The sequence below is a fragment of the Streptomyces sp. NBC_00414 genome, assembly GCF_036038375.1.
Classification (GTDB): Bacteria; Actinomycetota; Actinomycetes; order Streptomycetales; family Streptomycetaceae; genus Streptomyces.
The window spans coordinates 3,010,825-3,028,943 of the sequence record NZ_CP107935.1; the positions used below are offsets into that span (position 1 = coordinate 3,010,825).

The 18,119-nt window shown below is 71.0% G+C and carries 14 protein-coding genes; 4 read left to right on the forward strand and 10 right to left on the reverse strand.

Features of this window, described 5'->3' with window-relative positions; all coding sequences use genetic code 11:
- Positions 1-119: 119 nt before the first annotated feature.
- Together OHS59_RS12885 and OHS59_RS12890 are read right to left on the reverse strand one after the other, a co-directional pair.
- The gene (locus tag OHS59_RS12885) at positions 120-2,204 is read right to left on the reverse strand and encodes a glycogen debranching N-terminal domain-containing protein (RefSeq protein ID WP_328493553.1); all 2,085 of its coding nucleotides are present in this window, start codon (positions 2,202-2,204) and stop codon (positions 120-122) included.
- Between the two features lie 221 nt (positions 2,205-2,425).
- Entirely contained in the window at positions 2,426-4,210 is a 1,785-nt protein-coding gene (locus OHS59_RS12890; RefSeq protein WP_328493554.1) for a DUF4192 domain-containing protein, read from the reverse strand.
- Positions 4,211-4,343: 133 nt separating this feature from the next.
- Here OHS59_RS12890 and OHS59_RS12895 point away from each other — a divergent pair, with 133 nt between their 5' ends.
- Together OHS59_RS12895 and OHS59_RS12900 are read left to right on the forward strand one after the other, a co-directional pair.
- Positions 4,344-6,506, forward strand: a complete 2,163-nt coding sequence (locus tag OHS59_RS12895; RefSeq protein ID WP_328493555.1) for a RecQ family ATP-dependent DNA helicase — start codon at positions 4,344-4,346, stop codon at positions 6,504-6,506.
- 222 nt (positions 6,507-6,728) lie between these two features.
- On the forward strand, positions 6,729-7,355 hold the full coding sequence (locus tag OHS59_RS12900) for a hypothetical protein (RefSeq protein ID WP_328493556.1): 627 nt from the start codon (positions 6,729-6,731) through the stop codon (positions 7,353-7,355).
- Between the two features lie 249 nt (positions 7,356-7,604).
- Here OHS59_RS12900 and OHS59_RS12905 read toward each other — a convergent pair whose 3' ends face one another.
- From OHS59_RS12905 to OHS59_RS12915, 3 genes are all read right to left on the reverse strand, one after another.
- Complete coding sequence (locus tag OHS59_RS12905; RefSeq protein ID WP_328493557.1) at positions 7,605-8,234, reverse strand: hypothetical protein; 630 nt, start codon at positions 8,232-8,234, stop codon at positions 7,605-7,607.
- Between the two features lie 68 nt (positions 8,235-8,302).
- On the reverse strand, positions 8,303-9,004 hold the full coding sequence (locus OHS59_RS12910) for a ribonuclease HII (RefSeq protein ID WP_328493558.1): 702 nt from the start codon (positions 9,002-9,004) through the stop codon (positions 8,303-8,305).
- 196 nt (positions 9,005-9,200) lie between these two features.
- A complete protein-coding gene (locus tag OHS59_RS12915; protein ID WP_328493559.1) occupies positions 9,201-9,824 on the reverse strand; it encodes a TetR/AcrR family transcriptional regulator in 624 nt (207 codons plus the stop codon).
- Positions 9,825-10,046: 222 nt separating this feature from the next.
- On the opposite strand from OHS59_RS12915, the gene OHS59_RS12920 reads away from it, so the two are divergent.
- The gene (locus OHS59_RS12920; RefSeq protein ID WP_328493560.1) at positions 10,047-11,594 is read left to right on the forward strand and encodes an MFS transporter; all 1,548 of its coding nucleotides are present in this window, start codon (positions 10,047-10,049) and stop codon (positions 11,592-11,594) included.
- 81 nt (positions 11,595-11,675) lie between these two features.
- Here OHS59_RS12920 and OHS59_RS12925 read toward each other — a convergent pair whose 3' ends face one another.
- The 4 genes from OHS59_RS12925 to OHS59_RS12940 all read right to left on the reverse strand — a co-directional run bounded on the left by OHS59_RS12925 (position 11,676) and on the right by OHS59_RS12940 (position 16,101).
- Positions 11,676-13,502 (reverse strand): DUF4153 domain-containing protein, encoded by a 1,827-nt coding sequence (locus tag OHS59_RS12925; RefSeq protein ID WP_443061429.1) that lies wholly within the window; start codon positions 13,500-13,502, stop codon positions 11,676-11,678.
- Positions 13,503-13,739: 237 nt separating this feature from the next.
- Positions 13,740-14,651, reverse strand: a complete 912-nt coding sequence (locus tag OHS59_RS12930) for an ADP-ribosylglycohydrolase family protein (protein WP_328493561.1) — start codon at positions 14,649-14,651, stop codon at positions 13,740-13,742.
- A 12-nt stretch (positions 14,652-14,663) separates the two neighbouring features.
- Positions 14,664-15,323: a histidine phosphatase family protein gene (locus OHS59_RS12935; protein WP_328493562.1), complete on the reverse strand. Its 660-nt coding sequence runs from the start codon at positions 15,321-15,323 to the stop codon at positions 14,664-14,666.
- A gap of 172 nt (positions 15,324-15,495) precedes the next feature.
- Positions 15,496-16,101: a YdbC family protein gene (locus OHS59_RS12940; protein WP_328493563.1), complete on the reverse strand. Its 606-nt coding sequence runs from the start codon at positions 16,099-16,101 to the stop codon at positions 15,496-15,498.
- 153 nt (positions 16,102-16,254) lie between these two features.
- On the opposite strand from OHS59_RS12940, the gene OHS59_RS12945 reads away from it, so the two are divergent.
- Positions 16,255-16,788, forward strand: coding sequence for a TerD family protein (locus OHS59_RS12945; protein WP_328493564.1), 534 nt, complete (start codon positions 16,255-16,257; stop codon positions 16,786-16,788).
- A gap of 134 nt (positions 16,789-16,922) precedes the next feature.
- On the opposite strand, the gene OHS59_RS12950 is transcribed toward OHS59_RS12945, so the two are convergent.
- Complete coding sequence (locus OHS59_RS12950) at positions 16,923-18,038, reverse strand: hypothetical protein (protein WP_328493565.1); 1,116 nt, start codon at positions 18,036-18,038, stop codon at positions 16,923-16,925.
- Between the last annotated feature and the right edge of the window lie 81 nt (positions 18,039-18,119).

Sequence of the window (18,119 nt, forward strand, 5' to 3'; positions counted from 1 at the left end):
CATAGTCGTCTGCCTGACGATAAACACTCTCTTCACCGGTCGCTCACATGGCTGATCCACCCCTCTCCGGCAGGACACCTCGGCCCTCCGCGAGCCCGGGCCCCACGGCGGACAACCCCTCATGCCCCCAGCTGAAGCCCGTCGGCAGCCTCCTCCACCATCGCCAGGCCGAGCCTGCTGACGCGTACGGAGAAGGGGGCGCCCGCGACGCGCAGTCCGGTCAGCCCGATCTCCCCCAGGGGAGCACTGCGAACCGGACGCAGTGTCACCGTACGAGCCGGGGCGTCGGGACGGACCCCGGCGAGGGTGGTGAGCAGGAGGATCCCGGCGGCCGCGGCGGTGGCCGCCGGTCTGCAGGCCGTCGGATGCGGAACCGGGGCGCCGCCTTCCGTACGCTGCTCGCCCGAGTACATCTCGGGCAGCCGGTAGCCGAATGCCTCGGCCGCCGCCAGCACGCCCCGCAGCAGTGAACCCGCCTCCTTCTCGTAGCCCGCGGCGGCCAGCCCCGCCACGGCGAGAGCCGTCTCATGGACGCGCACGGACCCGCTCCGATGCCCGAACGGGTTGTAACCCGTCTCCTTCACACCGAGGCTGCGCAACCCCCAGCCCGAGTCCATGGCGGGTCCGCCGAGCAGGCGCGCGAACTGTTCCGTCCGGTCCATGTCGAGCAGACCCTGGGCCGGGGCGCCGGCGCCGAGCAGTCCGGTGTCGAGCAGGTGGACGCCGCCTGCACCGAGATACGGCATGAGCCGCCCTCCCGGCAGACGGGCGGCGGCGGGTCTGCCGCCTCCTCTGTCCTCGATCCAGAAGTCCTTCTGGAACGCGGTCCTCAGCTGCCGCGCCCACCGGCGCAGCTCTACGCCGCCTCCCCTGCCGTACGCGTCCAGGAGATCGGCACCCAGCAGAGCGGCTCGGTGAGCGTGCGCCTGTGTCTCACAGCGCCATGGCCCGCCCGGGTGCGGGTCCGACAGATACGTGCCGTCGCCGACGGCGGTCCGCAGCCACTGGAGGCAACGTTCGGCCGCGGGCAGCAACTCCTCCGTCTCCGGCTCCGGGAGCCCCCAGCGCCGGGCCTCCGCGAGGACCACGGGAAACAGCAGCGTCGCCTCCTGCCCCGTGCAACTCGGCGGCAGCTGCGCACCGGCTTGGCGTCGCGGACCGGGAATCAGACCGGATCGTGGTCCGGCGTCCACGAGTTGGGTACGGGCGATGGTCCGCAGGGTGCTCGCGGCAAGGCGGGTGCCCAGCGGCAGGGCCATGCGGGCCGCCGCGAGTGCCTCGGCCGGTGCCATGCCGCAGCGCCAGGGAACCCCGCCGGCCAGGTGCGTGTCGGACGGCTGTACGGGATCACGCAGGAGGAGTGCCTGCAGATCCCCGATGCTCGCGCGCAGAAGCGCCTCGGCCCTTGGGTCGTCCCCAGCGGCCCGTGCCCGAGCGAGGGGGCTGGTGGCACCGCGCGCGACGGCGCGGACGGGTCCCGCCCCGGTCGGGCCCACCTTCAGCTCGACGCTTCGGGTGCCGCCGGGCGGCAGTTCGAACTCCCAGCGCAGCAGTCCGGCGGAGGCCAGCGCGTCCGAGGGCGGCGGGTCGGCCGTGACGGCGGAGTGCCCGGTGGCACACGACCACCGCATGCCCGAGTCATGGACACTGGCCGGCAGATCGGGGCCGGCTCTCCCCGCCGCGACCGCACCCAGTTCGGCCAGGTCCGTGCCGAGCGCAACCTCGACAGGTAGGCGCAGAGGGCGGTTGGCCGCGCTGCGCAGGGTGATCCGCTCCGTGCCGTCCGCGTGTCGCACTCGTTCGACCAGGACGTCCGGGTCGGGTCCGCCGTCGGCGGAGAGGCTCAGGGTCGCCACGAATCGCGCCTGGTCGGCCGTGATCATCCGAGCCTGGACGGCGAGCGGTTCCCGGCCCGCCACCCGCAGCCGGCATCGAGAGAGCATGCGCCGGCCCGACCGGTAGAAGCCCTCCAGCCCGTCACCGGTCAGCTGCCCCTGTTCCGTGGAGATCGCGATTCCCGGCAGGGCGACACAGATCAGTGCGGTGTGGGCGGGCGGCAGGTTCACCGCGCCGCGCTGCACCGCCGGCACCGTCTGCGGGGCCAGGGCGGCGCCGCGGCCCATGGAGGGCTGTGCGGGCCTGTGAAGGACCGGCGGGTCGCTGTCCGGAACGGCGGGCGTGGAGGACGGGGTGGGCAGGGACATGGGGCGGCTTCTTCCGTGCTCCGTGCGCCGAGTGGCTGCTCGGCGATGTGTGGGGGCTCCGGCGGGGCGAGGCCGATGCGACGGCACGGCGCAGCCGAGGGCTGCGCCACTCAGGTGAACGGGGCCGACCTGCCCCGAGTCACGCCCTGATCCCCGGAAGCCCACCGATCGGACCCGACGGACCAGTCCCGCCCACACCAGCCGGACACCGCTCCCCTCCCTCACGTGTCGCCCATCGGCTCACCCGCACGGTCGCCCTCCGGCGTCCCGGGCCGTCCGGCACTTCGGCGAGAGCGAGCCGCACCGCTCATGCCTTCGCCTCCTCGACGGGAGCCTTGCTCTGCGGTGGCCCCGGATCCGGAAGAGGTGGACCGAGGGCGGCGCGTGCCCCCGGTGGTGGCCGGTCGGGAACCGGGCCGGTCGGCTGCGCCCTCCGTGGCCCGCGACCGGCGTCGGCGGCGGGCAGGAACCCTGGGAGACCCTGCAGGAACATGCTCTGCCGGCCCGTCGGCGTCCGCCGGTGCAGCCGGCGAGGCAGCCACCTCGTCGTCGATGCGATCCGTGCGCTCCCCCCGGAGACACCGGCGGATCGACTCCGGGTCCAGTCCCTCGTTGCACGCCTGATGGAGCAGCCGGGCGAAGAGATATCCGGAATCCGCTCCGAGCGCCATGGCCAGTGCCTCGCGAGCCTCCAGTTCGTCACCGGAGGACCACGCGACCCACCCGGCGAGCGTGAGCGGGGCCGCGGCGTGCTCTCCGTACGATCCGACGCAGCGGCGTGCCAGGGCCCTCCAGAGGCGCAGGGCCGGTCCGGCCTCGTCCCCCTCCATCCACTCCGCCGCCCGGTCCCGTGTCGTGCGGTCCTGCAGACCGAGGATCAACGTGGCCGCCTCCTCGTGACGCAGTAGCCCGTCGTCCCGGAGGTCCGCCGGAAGTGTGCCGGGCCCAGAGGCGGCGGAAGAGTCGTCGGCCAACCGGCGCATGATCTGAGCAGCCAGCTCCAGGGTCGTGGCCGCCACACCGGCCCGGCTCTCGTCGTCCAGAATCCGAGGGATCAGCGCCATGCTCACCGCGTCGAGTGCGGACTCCTGCTCCAGCACTCCCTTGGTCTCCCACGGAGTGAGCCTCGCCCGCAGCTGCCGCAGGGTGCCCCGCACCTGAAGCCCGGCGTAGGTGGCGGCAGCGGCCAGCACGGACGTGCCGGGCAGCCCCATGGACGTACCGTCCGTCGGGCAGCAGTTTTCGCTGGGGCAGCAGTACGACCAGAAGCGGCCGTCGGAGATGCACAGTGCCTCGATCACCGGGACGTCGAGCACTCCGCATGCCTTGCGCAGCAGTTGCGCGAGCGGACGCAGACGCTCCATGACCGCCCGACCCGATTCTCCCTCGCCGGGCTCCTGGCAGAGGAAGGCGACCATGCTCTCGGGTAGCGCTCCCCTCCGTTCGCTGCCCTTGACCAGGCCGTGTGTCAGCTGCTGGGCCACGGACGGCCAGTCGTCCGCGTGCGGCGGGATGCCCAGTCGGGCCCGTCCGCCGAACCGGCCACGCCCGTCCCTGTCGTGGAGGGCGACGAGCACGATGCTGTCCTCGGGCCGGTACCCGAGCAGGTAGGGCAGGGCATCGGCCAGTTCTGCCGGAGTGCGGAGGGTGACTTGGTGCTCCGGACACAGGGTGCCGGCCGCGCGGTGTGCCGAGCCTGCGGAGGTCGTGCCGTCCCGGTTCTTTTTCCGTCCGACGCGTTTCTGTCCGACGCCGCCTGCGCCCGGTCCACCGCGCCCCGAGCCGCCGCTCTCACCCCGCGAGGCGGCACCGTCCTGCCGACCCGCCCCGTGCGTTCCGCCCTTCCCGCCCTGCGCCTCCTTCCCGCCCTGCTCGGCGATCCCGCCCAGCCCGGCGATCCCGCCCTGCCCGGCGATCTCGTCGCATCGGTTCGTATCGCATCGGCTCGTGTCGCTGCCGCTGCCGCTGCCGCCGAGGTTCTCGGCCGGTTCGCTGTGGTTCGTCATGCCGTGACCATCCCGCGAATTCCGGAATCCCGTTGGGGCCTGTGGATAACCACGACCATGACCACGTCAGAAGTTGTCCACAGCGGATCGGCCTTATTCGCGCGATGTCCGACCCATCGGGTTGCATGGGGTCATGAGCAACGAAGAGCTGCGCACAGCGGCCGACACCGTCCTCGCCCGCCTCGTCGGCGCGCCGGGAGGCGACGCCCGGCTGCGCGAGGACCAGTGGCGCGCCATCGAGGCCCTGGTGGCCGACAAGCGCAGGGCCCTGGTCGTACAGCGCACCGGCTGGGGCAAGTCCGCCGTGTACTTCGTCGCGACCGCGCTGCTGCGGGAACGGGGGGCCGGCCCCACCGTGATCGTCTCGCCCCTCCTCGCCCTCATGCGCAACCAGGTCGAGGCGGCCGCCCGCGCCGGCATCCGGGCGCGGACCATCAACTCCTCCAATTCGGAGGAGTGGGACACGATCCAGGACGAGGTGGCCGCAGGAGAGGTCGACGTCCTCCTGGTGAGCCCGGAGCGGCTCAACAACCCGGACTTCCGGGACCAGGTGCTGCCCAGGCTGTCGGCGGCGACCGGCCTCCTCGTGGTGGACGAGGCGCACTGCATCTCCGACTGGGGCCACGACTTCCGGCCCGACTACCGCCGTCTGCGCACGATGCTCGCCGACCTCCCCGCCGGGGTCCCGGTCCTCGCGACCACCGCCACGGCCAACGCGCGCGTGACCGCCGACGTCGCCGAGCAACTGGGCACCGGCGGGAGCACGGACGCCCTCGTCCTGCGCGGCCCCCTGGACCGGGAGAGCCTGAGCCTCGGCGTGCTGCAGTTGCCGGACGCCGCCCACCGGATGGCCTGGCTCGCCGAGCACCTGGGCGAGCTGCCCGGATCCGGGATCATCTACACGCTCACCGTGGCCGCCGCCGAGGAGGTCACCGCGTTCCTCCGGCAGGCCGGGCACACCGTGACCTCGTACACGGGGAAGACGGAGAACGCGGACCGGCAGCAGGCGGAGGAGGACCTGCTCGCCAACCGCGTCAAGGCACTTGTGGCCACATCGGCGCTGGGTATGGGCTTCGACAAGCCCGACCTCGGCTTCGTGGTGCACCTGGGTTCGCCGTCCTCGCCCATCGCCTACTACCAGCAGGTGGGCCGGGCGGGCCGTGGTGTGGAGCATGCCGAGGTGCTGCTCCTGCCCGGCAAGGAGGACCAGGCGATCTGGCAGTACTTCGCGTCGATCGCCTTCCCTCCGGAGGAGCAGGTCAGGCGCACCCTGGATGTTCTCGGCCAGGCGGGCCGCCCGCTGTCGCTCCCCGCGCTCGAACCGCTGGTGGAGCTGCGCAGGTCACGGCTCGAAACGATGCTCAAGGTCCTGGACGTGGACGGCGCCGTGAAGCGCGTCAAGGGCGGCTGGATCTCCACGGGCAACCCATGGACGTACGACACCGAGCGCTACGCGTGGGTCGCCAAACAGCGCGCGACCGAGCAGCAGGCCATGCGCGACTACGTGACGACGAGCGGCTGTCGGATGGAGTTCCTGCGCCGGCAGCTGGACGACGAGGGCGCCGCCCCGTGCGGTCGCTGTGACACCTGCACCGAGCCTCGGTTCACCGACGCCGTGTCCTCGTCCGCCCTGGACTCGGCGCGTGGGGAGCTCGGCCGCGCGGGTATCGAAGTGGATCCCCGGAAGATGTGGCCGACGGGCCTGCCCGCCGTGGGCGTCGACCTGAAGGGACGCATCCCGGCCGGCGAACAGGCCGCGACCGGAAGGGCGCTGGGAAGGCTTTCGGACATCGGCTGGGGCAACCGGCTGCGGCCGATGCTCGGCCCCCAGGCCCCGGACGGACCTGTTCCGGACGATGTGGCGCAGGCCGTTGTCGGCGTGCTGGCCGACTGGGCAAAGGGACCGGGCGGCTGGGCCTCGGGCGGTTCCGACGCCGTGCCGCGCCCGGTCGGCGTCGTCACCATGGCGTCGCAGCGTCGGCCGCACCTCGTCCAGTCGCTCGGCGCGCGGATCGCCGAGGTCGGCCGTCTGCCCCTGCTGGGCTCCATCGAGTACGCCCCGGGAGCCGATGCCGCGCAGGTCTCCAGAAGCAACAGCGCGCAGCGGCTGAAGGCCCTCGACGGGGCACTTGTGGTCCCGCCCGCCCTGGCCGCGGCGCTCGCCGGGGCAGCCGGGCCGGTGCTGCTCGTGGACGACTCGACCGATACCGGCTGGACGCTCGCGGTGGCCGCGCGCATGCTGCGGCGGTCCGGCGCACAGGGGGTGTTGCCGCTGGTCCTCGCTGTGCAAGGTTGATTCCCACGGTGCGGTGGTAAATACCGAGCAGGGATATAAGCAGCGGATCGCCAGATAACGGTCGGTGGCCCCAATTGCTCGTTGCCGCAACCAAGTTCGACAGGAAGAATTGGCCTCGCGCCCCGCGTGGCCTCCCGAGGTCGCCCGTTCGGGCTGTGCCGCGGCGCGCTCCCCCAGTCCGACCCTCGCCCGCAGTGTGGGCGCGTAGCCGAAGGGAGGACCGTGACCTTCGGATTCGCTCCGTCCTCGGCGGCGTCGATGTCGACGTCCGCCACTTCCGCCAACCCACTGACCCGGATGCTTGAGCCCGCCGAGTGGGCCGCTGCGGGGATTCCGCTCCTGCGCAATCCCCGGGAGGTCGTCAGCGGACTGCACTCCCGGCACCGGCCAGGCCCCACGACCGCGATCGTGGCGGTGCTCGATCCCGACGAACGACTGAACGCGAGCGCCTCCTTCACCCGGCGGCCGACTCCGGCGGACGGCTGGATGTTCCGCAACGCACTGCTCGCGCAGTTGCGCCGGGTCATCCCGCACGACCTGCGGCGCCGCACACCGGTGCGTACGGCCGTGCTGCTCTACTGCCGTGACGGCGACGCGCGTTGGACGGAGGAGGACGGGGCGTGGATGTGGGGGCTGCGAGACGCCTGCACGCTGCACGGCCTGCGCTGTGGGGCGTACATCACGCTGACACGTGACGGCTGGCAGGTGCTCGGCGAGGGACGCGGAGGGCGCAGGCCCAACGCGGACTCACCGCCGGAGTCCCTGGAGTCGTTCGCGGCGGCCGAGACCATACAGCCGCGCACCGGTGGGGCCGCCTCGGAGGTACTGCGCCGCGCGGCCGCGCGCTGAGCCGACGGCCGATTCCGGCCGTCGGCACGAGTTCGGGCACGGGCTTCCCGTCGCGGCGCGCCCGCTCACGCGGGCCGCCCCGCCTCGGACCGCGCGCACCGCGCATCCGTGAGGACCGCGAGCATCCCTGCGGGGCGGGCCGGCACGTCCCCGTACCGGCACACGTCGGACCATCCTCTGTGCATGCTCCGAGCGGATGCCACCGCGGTGGCATCCGAGTCATGAGACCCCCCGGAAGGACAGGGGTGCTCAGACCCCCGCGCCCAGTACCGAGTTGATCCGCTGCGGGTCCCCGCAAACGATCAGCAGGGCACCGGCTCGGCCAAGGGCCAGCGGCAGGGCGGTGACGGCAGTGGCGTCGGGCCCTCCATTGACGGCGACGACGACCACGGGCCGGGACGCGGCACGACCGACGGCGGAGGCGTCGGCGTAGAACACGTCGTCTCCCGCGTCGTGCTGAGCCCAGTACGCGGCTTCGCCGAAGGAGAGCTCGTGCGCGGCCCACGGGTGAGGTTCGCCGGTGGTGATCACCAGCACCTCCCCAGGGGCCCTGCCCGAGTCAAGGAGCAGGTCGACCGCTTCCTCGGCGGCGTCCAGCGCGCCCTCGGCCGAGGCCGGGATCAGCTGGATCGTCGGAGTCGGGGCTGCGGCAGGGGCCGCCGGAGCGGCAGGCCCCGGGTTGGCCACGGCCGTGTCGCGCGGCGTGCGTTGCACAGGCGGCATCGGCCGGACAGGACCCGGACGGCCTGGACGCGGAGGTGCCGCGGGGCGGGGGCCGGGTACGGGGCGGGGGGTCGGCGCGGTCCGGCCGGTGGCCGGACTGACGCGGGGACCCTGGGCACTCTCGTGAATCTGAGGCTCCTCGGGAATGAGAGGCATGAGCTGATTTTTATCAAACGCCGGTGCGACTCGCGTCAGCGGGTGGCACATGAGTGCGAACGGGATGGTCAGAAGTCGAAGCCGAGTTGCCCTTCGATCTCCGGAACACTTCCGTCCGCCCAACTGCGGACCTTCTTGAGGTGCCGCCACTGGGGCAGCGCATCAAGATACGCCCACGACAGCCGGTGGTACGGGGTGGGGCCCCGCATCTCCAGTGCGGCCCTGTGCACCGGTGACGGATACCCGGCGTTGGCCGCAAAACCGAAGTCTGCATGGTCGACACCCAGTTCGGCCATCATTTTGTCGCGCTGAACCTTCGCGATCACCGAGGCCGCCGCGACGGAGACGCAGGACTGGTCGCCCTTGATCACCGTACGGACGTGCCACGGAGTGCCGAGATAGTCGTGCTTCCCGTCGAGGATGACCGCGTCGGGACGCACCGGCAGCGCTTCGAGGGCGCGGCAGGCGGCCAGCCGCTGCGCGGCCGTCATCCCCAGCTGGTCGATCTCCTCCGGAGAAGCATGCCCAAGGGCGTACGACGTCACCCACTGCGCCAGTATCTCGGCGAGTGCGGTGCGCCTCTTGACGGTGAGGAGCTTGGAGTCGGTGAGGCCTTCGGGCGGGCGACGCAGGCCCGTGACCGCCGCGCAGACGGTGACCGGGCCGGCCCATGCGCCGCGCCCCACCTCGTCGACACCGGCAATGACCTTCGCTCCGGTCGTGGCGCGCAGGGAGCGCTCGACGGTGTGGGTCGGTGGTTCGTACGGCATGACCAGCTCAGCCTACGCCGCCCGCGACCCCGCTCGACACCCGGTTCCCCCGAGCGCCCCGAGCACCTCCGACCGGGCCGTCCCGAAGGCCGCCCGAAGGCCGCCCGGAGTCACTCCGAGGGCCGGTCGGGGCCGAACCCCAGGGCCCGTCGGGGCCGAACCCCGAGAGCCGGCCGGGGACGGAGCCGGAGGCCGCTCAGACGCCTTCCGGTCGCAGCAGCGGGACCATGAGCTGGTCGATCATCTCCTCGATGTCCCGCTCGCTCCATTCGCTCGCGCACACCTTCGAGCGGTACATCATCATGGCCGGAATGGCGTCGAGGACATAGGAGTTCGCCGCGTCCGGCCGCACCTCTCCCCGCCGGATTCCACGGTCTATCACCTCGCCGAGCAGCCGTATGGTCGGCTCCACGACCCCCGCGATGATCACTTCGTGGAAACGCTGAGCCTGGGACGAGTCGCATTCGTGAATCACCGAGCGCAACGCGAATCCGGGGCGGGAGAACATCGCCGCGCGCGCTCGTCGGCACAGTTCCAGCAGGTCGTCCCGCACGCCTCCCAGATCGGGCACGTCCACGAGCGACGGAAGCCCGGCCCGGAGCGCGTCCGCGACGAGATCCTCCTTCGACGGCCAGCGGCGGTAGACCGCGGCCTTCCCCGTCTGGGCGCCTGCCGCGACACCCTCCATCGTGAGGCCGTTCCAGCCGACCGTGCTGAGCTGCTCCAGTGCGGCATCGAGGATCGCACGTTCGAGTACGGCACCGCGTCTGCGCGGGGAAGCCGCCTGAGCGGGGGCGGCCGTCCAACTCGAAGTAACCATGAGCCTGTCTCCATGTGAGCGGGCGAGGGGCGCGCACGTTCGTACGCACGCAGTACGTACTGCGTATGCACGCGCCATACGGACTGGGGATCCGTGAGCGGTCAAGTGACGCCAACCGGAAGCGACTTCAGTGAACGCTTGCGTTCACTGTCGGGGACTCACTACCTTTTGACGCGACAGTGAACGCGAGCGTTCACTAACGCACTCGTGGGGGACTCAATAGTGACAACCTCTCCGTTGATTCAGGATCAGAAGCCGGGAGCGGCCCGCCGGGAAGGGCATCCCGGCATCGCACTCACGGTCATCGCGGCCTGCCAACTCATGGTGGTACTCGACGCGACGATTGTGAACATCGCGCTCCCGCACATTCAAGGCGCTCTCAAGTTCTCCACCACGGATCTCACCTGGGTGGTCAGCGCCTACACACTCACATTCGGCGGTCTGCTGCTGCTCGGCGGCCGGGCCGGTGACATCCTCGGCCGGCGCCGGGTCTTCATGTCCGGCATCCTGCTCTTCACGGTCGCCTCGCTGCTCGGCGGACTCGCCCAGGAGCCCTGGCAACTGCTGGCGGCACGCGCCCTCCAAGGGGTGGGCGGCGCGATCGCCTCCCCCACGTCGTTGGCGTTGATCACCACGACGTTCCCCGAAGGGCCCGAGCGCAACAGGGCGTTCGGGGTCTTCGCCGCGGTCTCGGCCGGTGGCGGCGCGATCGGTCTGCTGGCCGGCGGCATGCTCACCGAGTGGCTCGACTGGCGCTGGGTGCTCTTCGTCAACGTACCCATCGGTGTACTGATCGCCGTGGTCACACCGATCTACATCAGCGAGTCCGAGCGGCATCCGGGGCGCTTCGACATCGCGGGCGCGCTGACCTCGACGCTGGGCATGGCCTCGCTCGTCTACGGCTTCATCCGGGCCGCGGAGGAGGGCTGGCGGGACAGCCTCACCATCGGGTCCTTCGGCACCGCGATCATCCTCCTGGTGGCCTTCGCCCTGGTCGAGTCCCGGGCCAAGGAACCGATCACGCCGCTGCGGATGTTCGCCGACCGCAACCGCTCGGGCACGTACGTGATCATGCTGAGCCTGGCCGCGGCGATGTTCGGCATGTTCTTCTTCATCGTTCTCTTCGTGCAGAACGTGCTCCAGTACACGCCGATCGAGGCAGGCCTGGCCTTCCTCCCCGTGACGGTCGCGATCGTCGCCGGTGCGGGTCTGTCACAGCAGTTCCTGCCGGTGCTCGGCCCGAAACCGTTCATGGTGGTGGGCTCGTCCCTGGTGGCGCTCGGGCTCGGCTGGCTGACGTTCATCGACCCGGGAAGTTCGTATCTGGGCGGTGTGCTCGGTCCGATGCTGCTGTTCGGCTTCGGCATGGGGCTGAACTTCGTGACGCTGACCCTGACCGCGGTCTCCGGGGTCGCCGCGCACGAGGCGGGCGCGGCATCGGGTCTGCTCAACGCCACACAGCAGGTGGGCGGTTCGCTCGGCCTCTCCATCCTCACCACGGTCTTCGGTACGGCGAGCCGTGACGAGGCGGAGAAGCAGGTCGCGGACTTCATGGCCAACGCCTCGGCCGAGCAGAAGGCGGAGTTCGCCAAGACGCACCAACTGCCCGCTCCCTGGAGCAACGAAGTGCTCTCCCAGGGCATCTCCACGGCCTTCATCCCGGCCGTCGCGATGGCCGTGCTGGCCCTGATCATCGCCACCCTGGTGATCCGGGTCCGCAAGAGCGACCTGGAGGCGCTGTCGGGCACGGCGGGTCCCGCCGCGGGCTGACCTCCACCGTCACCCACGCGACTGTGCGGGCCGGGCCGCCGTATCCGGATACGGCGGCCCGGCCCGCACAGTACGTATGGCTCAGCGGTACGCGCTCTCGTCGCCCCGACTCAGCGGCGCCAGGTCCTGTTCCAGTCGGCCGCACACACGCCAGTCGGCCTCGGGGGACAGCTTTCGCTCGTCGAGGATGTTCCGGGCGCGGGCCTCGCCCCAACTCGTGGCGTACCAGGGCCCGGCGCTCCCCTCCAGGTCCTCCGCCACGTGTTTCAGGGCACAGGACCGAAGCGGCTCGTCAAGTGTGTCCAGAGCGGGCACGGCGTCGGCGGACAATCCGCGCGCGTAGTCGAGGTCGAACGTGCCCGTCTCCTCGTACCGCTGGACGTTGCGCTCGGCGATCAGCCCGTCGGGCGACACGATCCCGAAAACGAGCACTGTCGCGGCGGCGCTCGCCAGCACCACGCGCGGCAGCCAGCGGGCTCCCAGGACGCCGGCCGCCATGATGAGCACGATGACCAGGCCGAGCCAGAGCTCGACGGTCACCACGGAGATCCGCAGCCGGGTGAGCCCGTAGGCCTCCACGTACATGTCCATACGCCGTACCGCCGAGGCCACGACCACGAGGGCGAGGGCGCAGAGGGTGCCGAGGACGGCGCGTACGAGCGTCCGGTCGCGCGATCCGTCCCGTGGGGCCCAGCGCAGGGCGAAGACGATGACGAGCAGGGTGAGGAGCGTGACCAGGAGCAACTGCCAGAAGCCCTGGCGCGCGTACGCGGAGTACGTCTGGCCGGTCTTCTCCAGTACGGCGTCGTATCCGCCGAGCAGGACGACCAGCTGGACCGCGTTGAAAACGGCGAAGAGCGCGGCGAGCACGACCAGGGGCAGTGCCCACTCGACGCGGCCGCGGGCGCGGCCCGGGGGCACCTCGACGCGGTCCCACTGAACGGGCGCCGCGGCCGTGTACGCCGCCGCGAGAGCGCCGACCACGCCGATCACGAAGAGGACGCCGTGCCAGGGGCCACCGGAGACCGAGGCGTCCGGCACGAGGCTCTCCAGGAGGTCCGCGAACGCCGCGTCGGCGCCGGCGAAGAGGGCGCCGAAGACCACCAGCAGTACAGCGGCCACAACGATCGCGCGCAGCACGGGGCCCACGTTGCCGCGCGCGCCGCCGGTCCGCTCACGCAGTCCGCGCCAGCCCCAGCCCGGACCGGTGACCAGCGAGGTGTAGAGGCCGATCGGGCCGAACAGCATCCCGGGCCAGGTACGGCCGCCGTGCAGGGCGAGCGAGCCCACCGCCAGAGCGGCCACGACGGCGAGGAACGACGGCCAGTCGGCGTCACGCAGTGCCGGAACGATCAACAGGGCCAGTCCGCCGACGCCCCACACCAGCGTCCAGGGACGTGGCCGTCGGCCCGCCGACCCGGCCGCGAAGTACGCGCCGAGCGTGACCGGGATCGCCACCAGCAGGAGATTGAGCGCCAGGCCCTCGCCGAGCAGAAGCATGCTGAGCAGACCGGTCGCCAGGGCGGCCCAGAGAGTCGCGGTGCGGACGGGCGCCGGAGTCCCTGCCTGGATGTCCGCGAACCAGGACTCCACGGCGGGGCCGTCCCAGCCTTCGCCCTCGGAAGAACCGCCATCGCCGAATCCGTCTGCGACCGGGCCCCCGCCCGAGCCCTTGCCTTCGCCCTCAGTCTCGCCCGAACGCGCGACCGCACGTGCGCCCGTACCCGTACCCGCGCCCGCGCCCGCAGCCCCGCCACCTGAGCGAGCCGCGGGAACGGCGTCCTTCGGCTCCTCGGCGTCAACACCGGAGGACCCCGCGGGCTCCCCGGCCTCCGAGGGCTCCCCGACCTCCTCCGGCTCCCCCGTTTCCGACCCTCGCGGCTCGGCCTCGGACGGTTTGTCGGACACAGGACCCCCTCCCCGACCGGTCCGGGCAGCACGCGGCGCACAGCCGCGGCGGGAGCTCAGGAACCGGTTTCTCGTCGGCGCCGGCCCGTGATGATCAACGAGCGGCGTGGCGGCAAGGGTAACCGCGGGGCTGTCGGCACAGCGGACCGCGGCTTCTCTGTGGCAGGGCTGTGACAGGGCTCGACACGTGGGGCGGGCGGAAAAGGGGCACGCGCGCGTGCCCCTCGGCCCCGAGCGTCAGAGAGCGGCCGCCGGTGCCGCCCAGTCCGGCAGGGGCTCCGTACGCTGCACCCACTCCGCGGGCGGCGCCCCGGCCTTCCCCGCCGCCACGACACCTCCGACGATGGCGCAGGTCGTGTCCATGTCGCCGCCCACCTGCGCGGTCGCCCAGAAGCCCTCTTCGTAGTCGCCGAGAGCGCGCGCCGCCGACCAGAGTGCGAACGGCACCGTGTCGTGCGCGGTCGTGCGCCGCCCGCAGCCCAGAACGGCCGCCACGGTGGTCGCGTCCCCGTAGTCGAGCATGTCCCGGGCGCGCCGCAGACCCGCGCCCACGGCGCTGCGCGGCACGAGAGCGATCACGCCGTCAAGCAGCGCGTCCGGTCCGGGCGGCCCTCCCGGCGCCGCGGCCAGCGCGGCGGCGGCCGCCACGGCCATGGCGCCGACCACCGCTTCGCGGTGCTGGTGGGTGGTGTACGCCGAGATCTCGGCCTGGTGCGTGGCCTGCTCGGGGTCGTCCGCGTACCAGGCGCCCAGAGGGGCGATCCGCATCGCCGCGCCGTTGCCCCAGGAGCCCTGCCCCTTGAAGAGGGCCGACGCCAGTTCGCGCCAGTCGCCGCCCGCCCGGATCTGCCGCAGCAGCCGGTCCACCGCGGGTCCGTAGTCCCGGTCGGCGTCGTGGCGCTCGGCGAAGGAGCGGGCCAGTGCGTCCTGGTCGATACGGTGGTGGGCGGTCAAAGTGGCCACTACGGAGGCGGCCATTTCCGTGTCGTCGGTCCACTTCCAGGGTCCGGGCGGCAGTGCGCGGTCCTGGAGCAGCGGGTAGTTCACGGGCACGAAGAACTGTGAGCCAAGTGCGTCCCCGACCGCGAGTCCACGCAGGCTGGCCAGGGCGCGGTCGAGGCGCCCGGCGGGAGAGGAGTCAGCGGTCATCGCTCTGCCACTCTAACCGGTGGCTCCGTACGACTCCGGATCACGCCAGCGCTCGAAGGGGCGGTCGATCGTGTACTTGTCGTCCTCCCCGAGGACGAGCATCCGCATCTCCGCGTTCCCCGGGTTCGACAGCGATTCGAATTCGGCGACCGTCCAGTGGAACCAGCGCATGCAGAACAGCCGCATGGCCAGGCCGTGGGTCACCAGAAGCACGTTGGGCGGGTGATCGGGTGCCTCGAAGCTCCGGAACAGGCTCTCCAGGAAGTTGCCCACCCGGTCGTACACATCGGCGCCGGACTCGCCCTGTGCGAAGCGGTAGAAGAAGTGCCCGTACGCGTCGCGGTAGGCCTTCTGGAGACGTACGTCGTCCCGGTCCTGCCAGTTCCCCCAGTCCTGCTCGCGCAGCCGGGGCTCCTCGCGGACCCGCACCTGGGCAGGGTCGAGGTGGAAGGACCGGAAGGTCTCGTGCGTGCGGCGGTACGGGGAGACGTAAACGCTTACCTGCTCGCTGCCGAAGACCTCTCTGAGCCGCTTTCCCGTCTCCTCCGCCTGTCGCCACCCCTTCTCGGTGAGTGCCAGAGCGTGGTCGGGTTCACGCTCGTAGACGGAGTCATCGGCATTGCCCACCGACTCGCCGTGCCGGACAAGAACGATGCGCCGTGGACGTGCCATACCGGAACCCTAGATCGGGTCACCCCCGATCGAGCACTCGTACGGGCTCCATACGTCACAGGTCACACGAAACGCGGCCTCGTCGGACGCCGCCCGACGCCGTCCGACGCCGGAGAACGCCGTCGAACGCGGCCGGAAGCCGTCAGACCGTCCGGGTCGGCTCCAGCTGGAGTCAGACCGTCCAGGTCGGCTCCAGCTGGACGATGTCCCCCGTGAGCGCTATGACGTCCGCCTCTATCTGGGCCCGCAGCGCGAGCCGCTCCACGCGCTCGGCACGGTATTTGCCGTGCTCGGCGGCCGACTGCCACATCGACAGGACCATGAACTCATGGCCGGGTGCCTCGCCGAAGAGGCCCCGCACCATGCCGGGCGAGCCGGCCATCGCCGGGTTCCAGACCTTCTCCTGCATCAGCGCGAAGTGCTCGGCGCGCTCCTCGTGCACGCGACAGTGCGCCACCCGCACGAGATCGGCCTCCGTGAAGCGTGGTTCGAAACCGGTCTTCACGTCGAAGCGGTGGTCGAAGAGTGTGGCGTGCTGATCCTTGAAGGTGCCCGACTGGGAGGCGGCCAGCCGGTCATGGGATCGCGCCATGAAGGAGTCGTAGAAGGCACGGCTCTCCCAGAAGGCGAAGATGTGGGCCACTCCGGGCCTTCCCCGGCTCCAGCCCCCGCCCTGCCCCCGGAATCCCGGCTCCCCCAGAAGTCCCGCCCATTTTCGCTGTCCCCGTTCGAAACCGCGGCGGTCCACCACGGTGCAGCGAATCCACTTGACCAGCACCGCGCCATCGTAAGGCCCAGGAACGTGGCGTCGGTCACGCTCGGGCGCACTGCATCCGCACGAGCGCCCCCGTGCGCGTGGCACGATGGACAACACGCCTCATCTGCCCGGCAGTTGAGGCGGCCGACGCAGGGGCACCAGGAGGGATGTGCGGTGAACGGCCTCAACAAGGGCATCAGCAAGGTCGAGGTCTCGGTGAAGTGGGATCCCAGTCCCACCGGCGAACCGGCCATCGATCTCGACATCGTCGCCGCCACCTATCTCGCGACCGACAACCACGAGAACCCCGACTACGTAGTGCACTTCGGCAGCCGTTCCCCGGACGGCACCATCTACCTCAACCGGGACAGCAAGGACGGCAAGGGCTTCGGCTGGGACGAGGTGATGACCCTGGAGCTGAGCCGCCTCAACAAGCGCTACGCGCGCGTGATGGTCGGTGTCGCCATACAGCAGCGCACCGGACGGCGCACGTTCGTCGGGGTCAACAACCCGGCCCTGCGGATCCGTGAGGGCTACACCGTCCTGTCCGAGGACGATTTCGGCGGCGTCCTCGGGGCCACGGCCACGACGGTCGCGGAGTTCGTGCGCGACGGCTCCGGAGAGTGGACCTTCCGTCCGGCCGTCCGCGGCTTCGACGCCGACCCGGCGACCTTCGCGCGGATCATGGGCAACGCTGAGGCGGCCTGACCTGCGCGGCCCGCGCGCCCGCGCCGAAAGTACGCGCACACGCCGGAGGGGCGGCACAGCTTGTGGCTGTGCCGCCCCTCCGGCGTGTGGGTCCGCCGGTGATACTGGCGGAGAGCACTTATTCCTGACGTGCGCTATTCCTCGGCATCTGGCTCTCGATCGGGGAACGCGCGCAGCCTCAGCTGTGACGCCCTGTGGTCGGCGAGCCACCGCATCCGGTTGTCATCCGCGGCGATCCCGGCACGTGCGGCCTGGGTCCACTCCTCGCGGTCGAGCACCTCGAGGTAGGTCGCACGGAGCGCTTCCTGTTGTGCCGCGGTGCACCCCGCAGCCTCGTAAGGCTCCGTAGTCAGGTGCTGAGTGAGCACCGCGATCGTGAAGTAGCGCTCCATGGTCGGGCTGAGCAAACCCACATGGCGAGCATGAGCTTCCAGGACCACTCTCGAATGGGGGTAGTGAGCGAGGGTGAGTCCCATCCCCCCGCAGTCGCTCATGAGATGGAGTAGCCGACCGATGTGGTCGACCATCTCGCTGTCAGTGTCGAGCTCTGCAAGCGCCTCATGGAGTCTGGCGACTGTGGCGACCTTGCCGGCGAAGTATCCGTTGAGGAAGTCGCCGTCACAGGCCCTGCGCAGCAGCCATCGTCGGGCAGCTGGGTCGTCGAGTCTGCAGAGAGCCTCAACGGCATAGACACGTCCCCAGCCGGTGACTCGCTCAGCGAGCCAGAGCAGGGCTTCGACTCCTCCTTTCTGCCGCTCGAAGGCGTGCGCCGCCAGCGGCCCGAAGCGGTCGGAGAGCAGCCCGATCGTCTGAATCAGTGGAATGTCGTCAGCTGTTCCCACAACGGCGAGCAGGGCAAGCCCGACAGTGACTGAGCAGCGATCGGTGCCATAGCGGACCAGCCAGCGGCCCGTTTGACGAGCGCGTTCCGTGTCCACCCGCGCAGCCGCGGCGGCGATGTGCTCGTTGTGGTGAATCGGAATGTAGACGTCGTGGAAGACGTCGGCCAGTTCGCTGGGCAGAGCAGAGGCACTCGCGAAATGCGTGTCCAGAATGAGCGCAATATCCTTGCCGGCCAAGTGCCGGTCTCTAGGTGCCTTCGGGCCTCGACGACGGTGCAACGCGTCGTCGGGAAAGGGGTACCCGTCGCGCGGAAGCGGCTCATCCGGAACCAGTTGATGCAGCCGCAGCGCGTGGTCGAACAGCGTTGTCGGTGATCCGGGCAGTCCTGTCCCGGTCGTCCCGCTCATCGGCGGACGGAGGACTCGATTCTCTTGATCATGGCCCGGAGCATGCCACGAGAGCAATCGCCGCGACAAGCCCTCGACCCG

Bases quoted from the DNA above. Each gene is read 5' to 3' on its own strand.
- OHS59_RS12935 (WP_328493562.1), bottom strand. From the start codon at position 15,323: ATGGCACGTCCACGGCGCATCGTTCTTGTCCGGCACGGCGAGTCGGTG.
- OHS59_RS12890 (WP_328493554.1), bottom strand. From the start codon at position 4,210: ATGACGAACCACAGCGAACCGGCCGAGAACCTCGGCGGCAGCGGCAGC.
- OHS59_RS12930 (WP_328493561.1), bottom strand. From the start codon at position 14,651: ATGACCGCTGACTCCTCTCCCGCCGGGCGCCTCGACCGCGCCCTGGCC.
- OHS59_RS12885 (WP_328493553.1), bottom strand. From the start codon at position 2,204: ATGTCCCTGCCCACCCCGTCCTCCACGCCCGCCGTTCCGGACAGCGAC.
- OHS59_RS12950 (WP_328493565.1), bottom strand. From the start codon at position 18,038: ATGAGCGGGACGACCGGGACAGGACTGCCCGGATCACCGACAACGCTG.
- OHS59_RS12915 (WP_328493559.1), bottom strand. From the start codon at position 9,824: ATGGTTACTTCGAGTTGGACGGCCGCCCCCGCTCAGGCGGCTTCCCCG.
- OHS59_RS12910 (WP_328493558.1), bottom strand. From the start codon at position 9,004: ATGCCGTACGAACCACCGACCCACACCGTCGAGCGCTCCCTGCGCGCC.
- OHS59_RS12895 (WP_328493555.1), top strand. From the start codon at position 4,344: ATGAGCAACGAAGAGCTGCGCACAGCGGCCGACACCGTCCTCGCCCGC.
- OHS59_RS12905 (WP_328493557.1), bottom strand. From the start codon at position 8,234: ATGCCTCTCATTCCCGAGGAGCCTCAGATTCACGAGAGTGCCCAGGGT.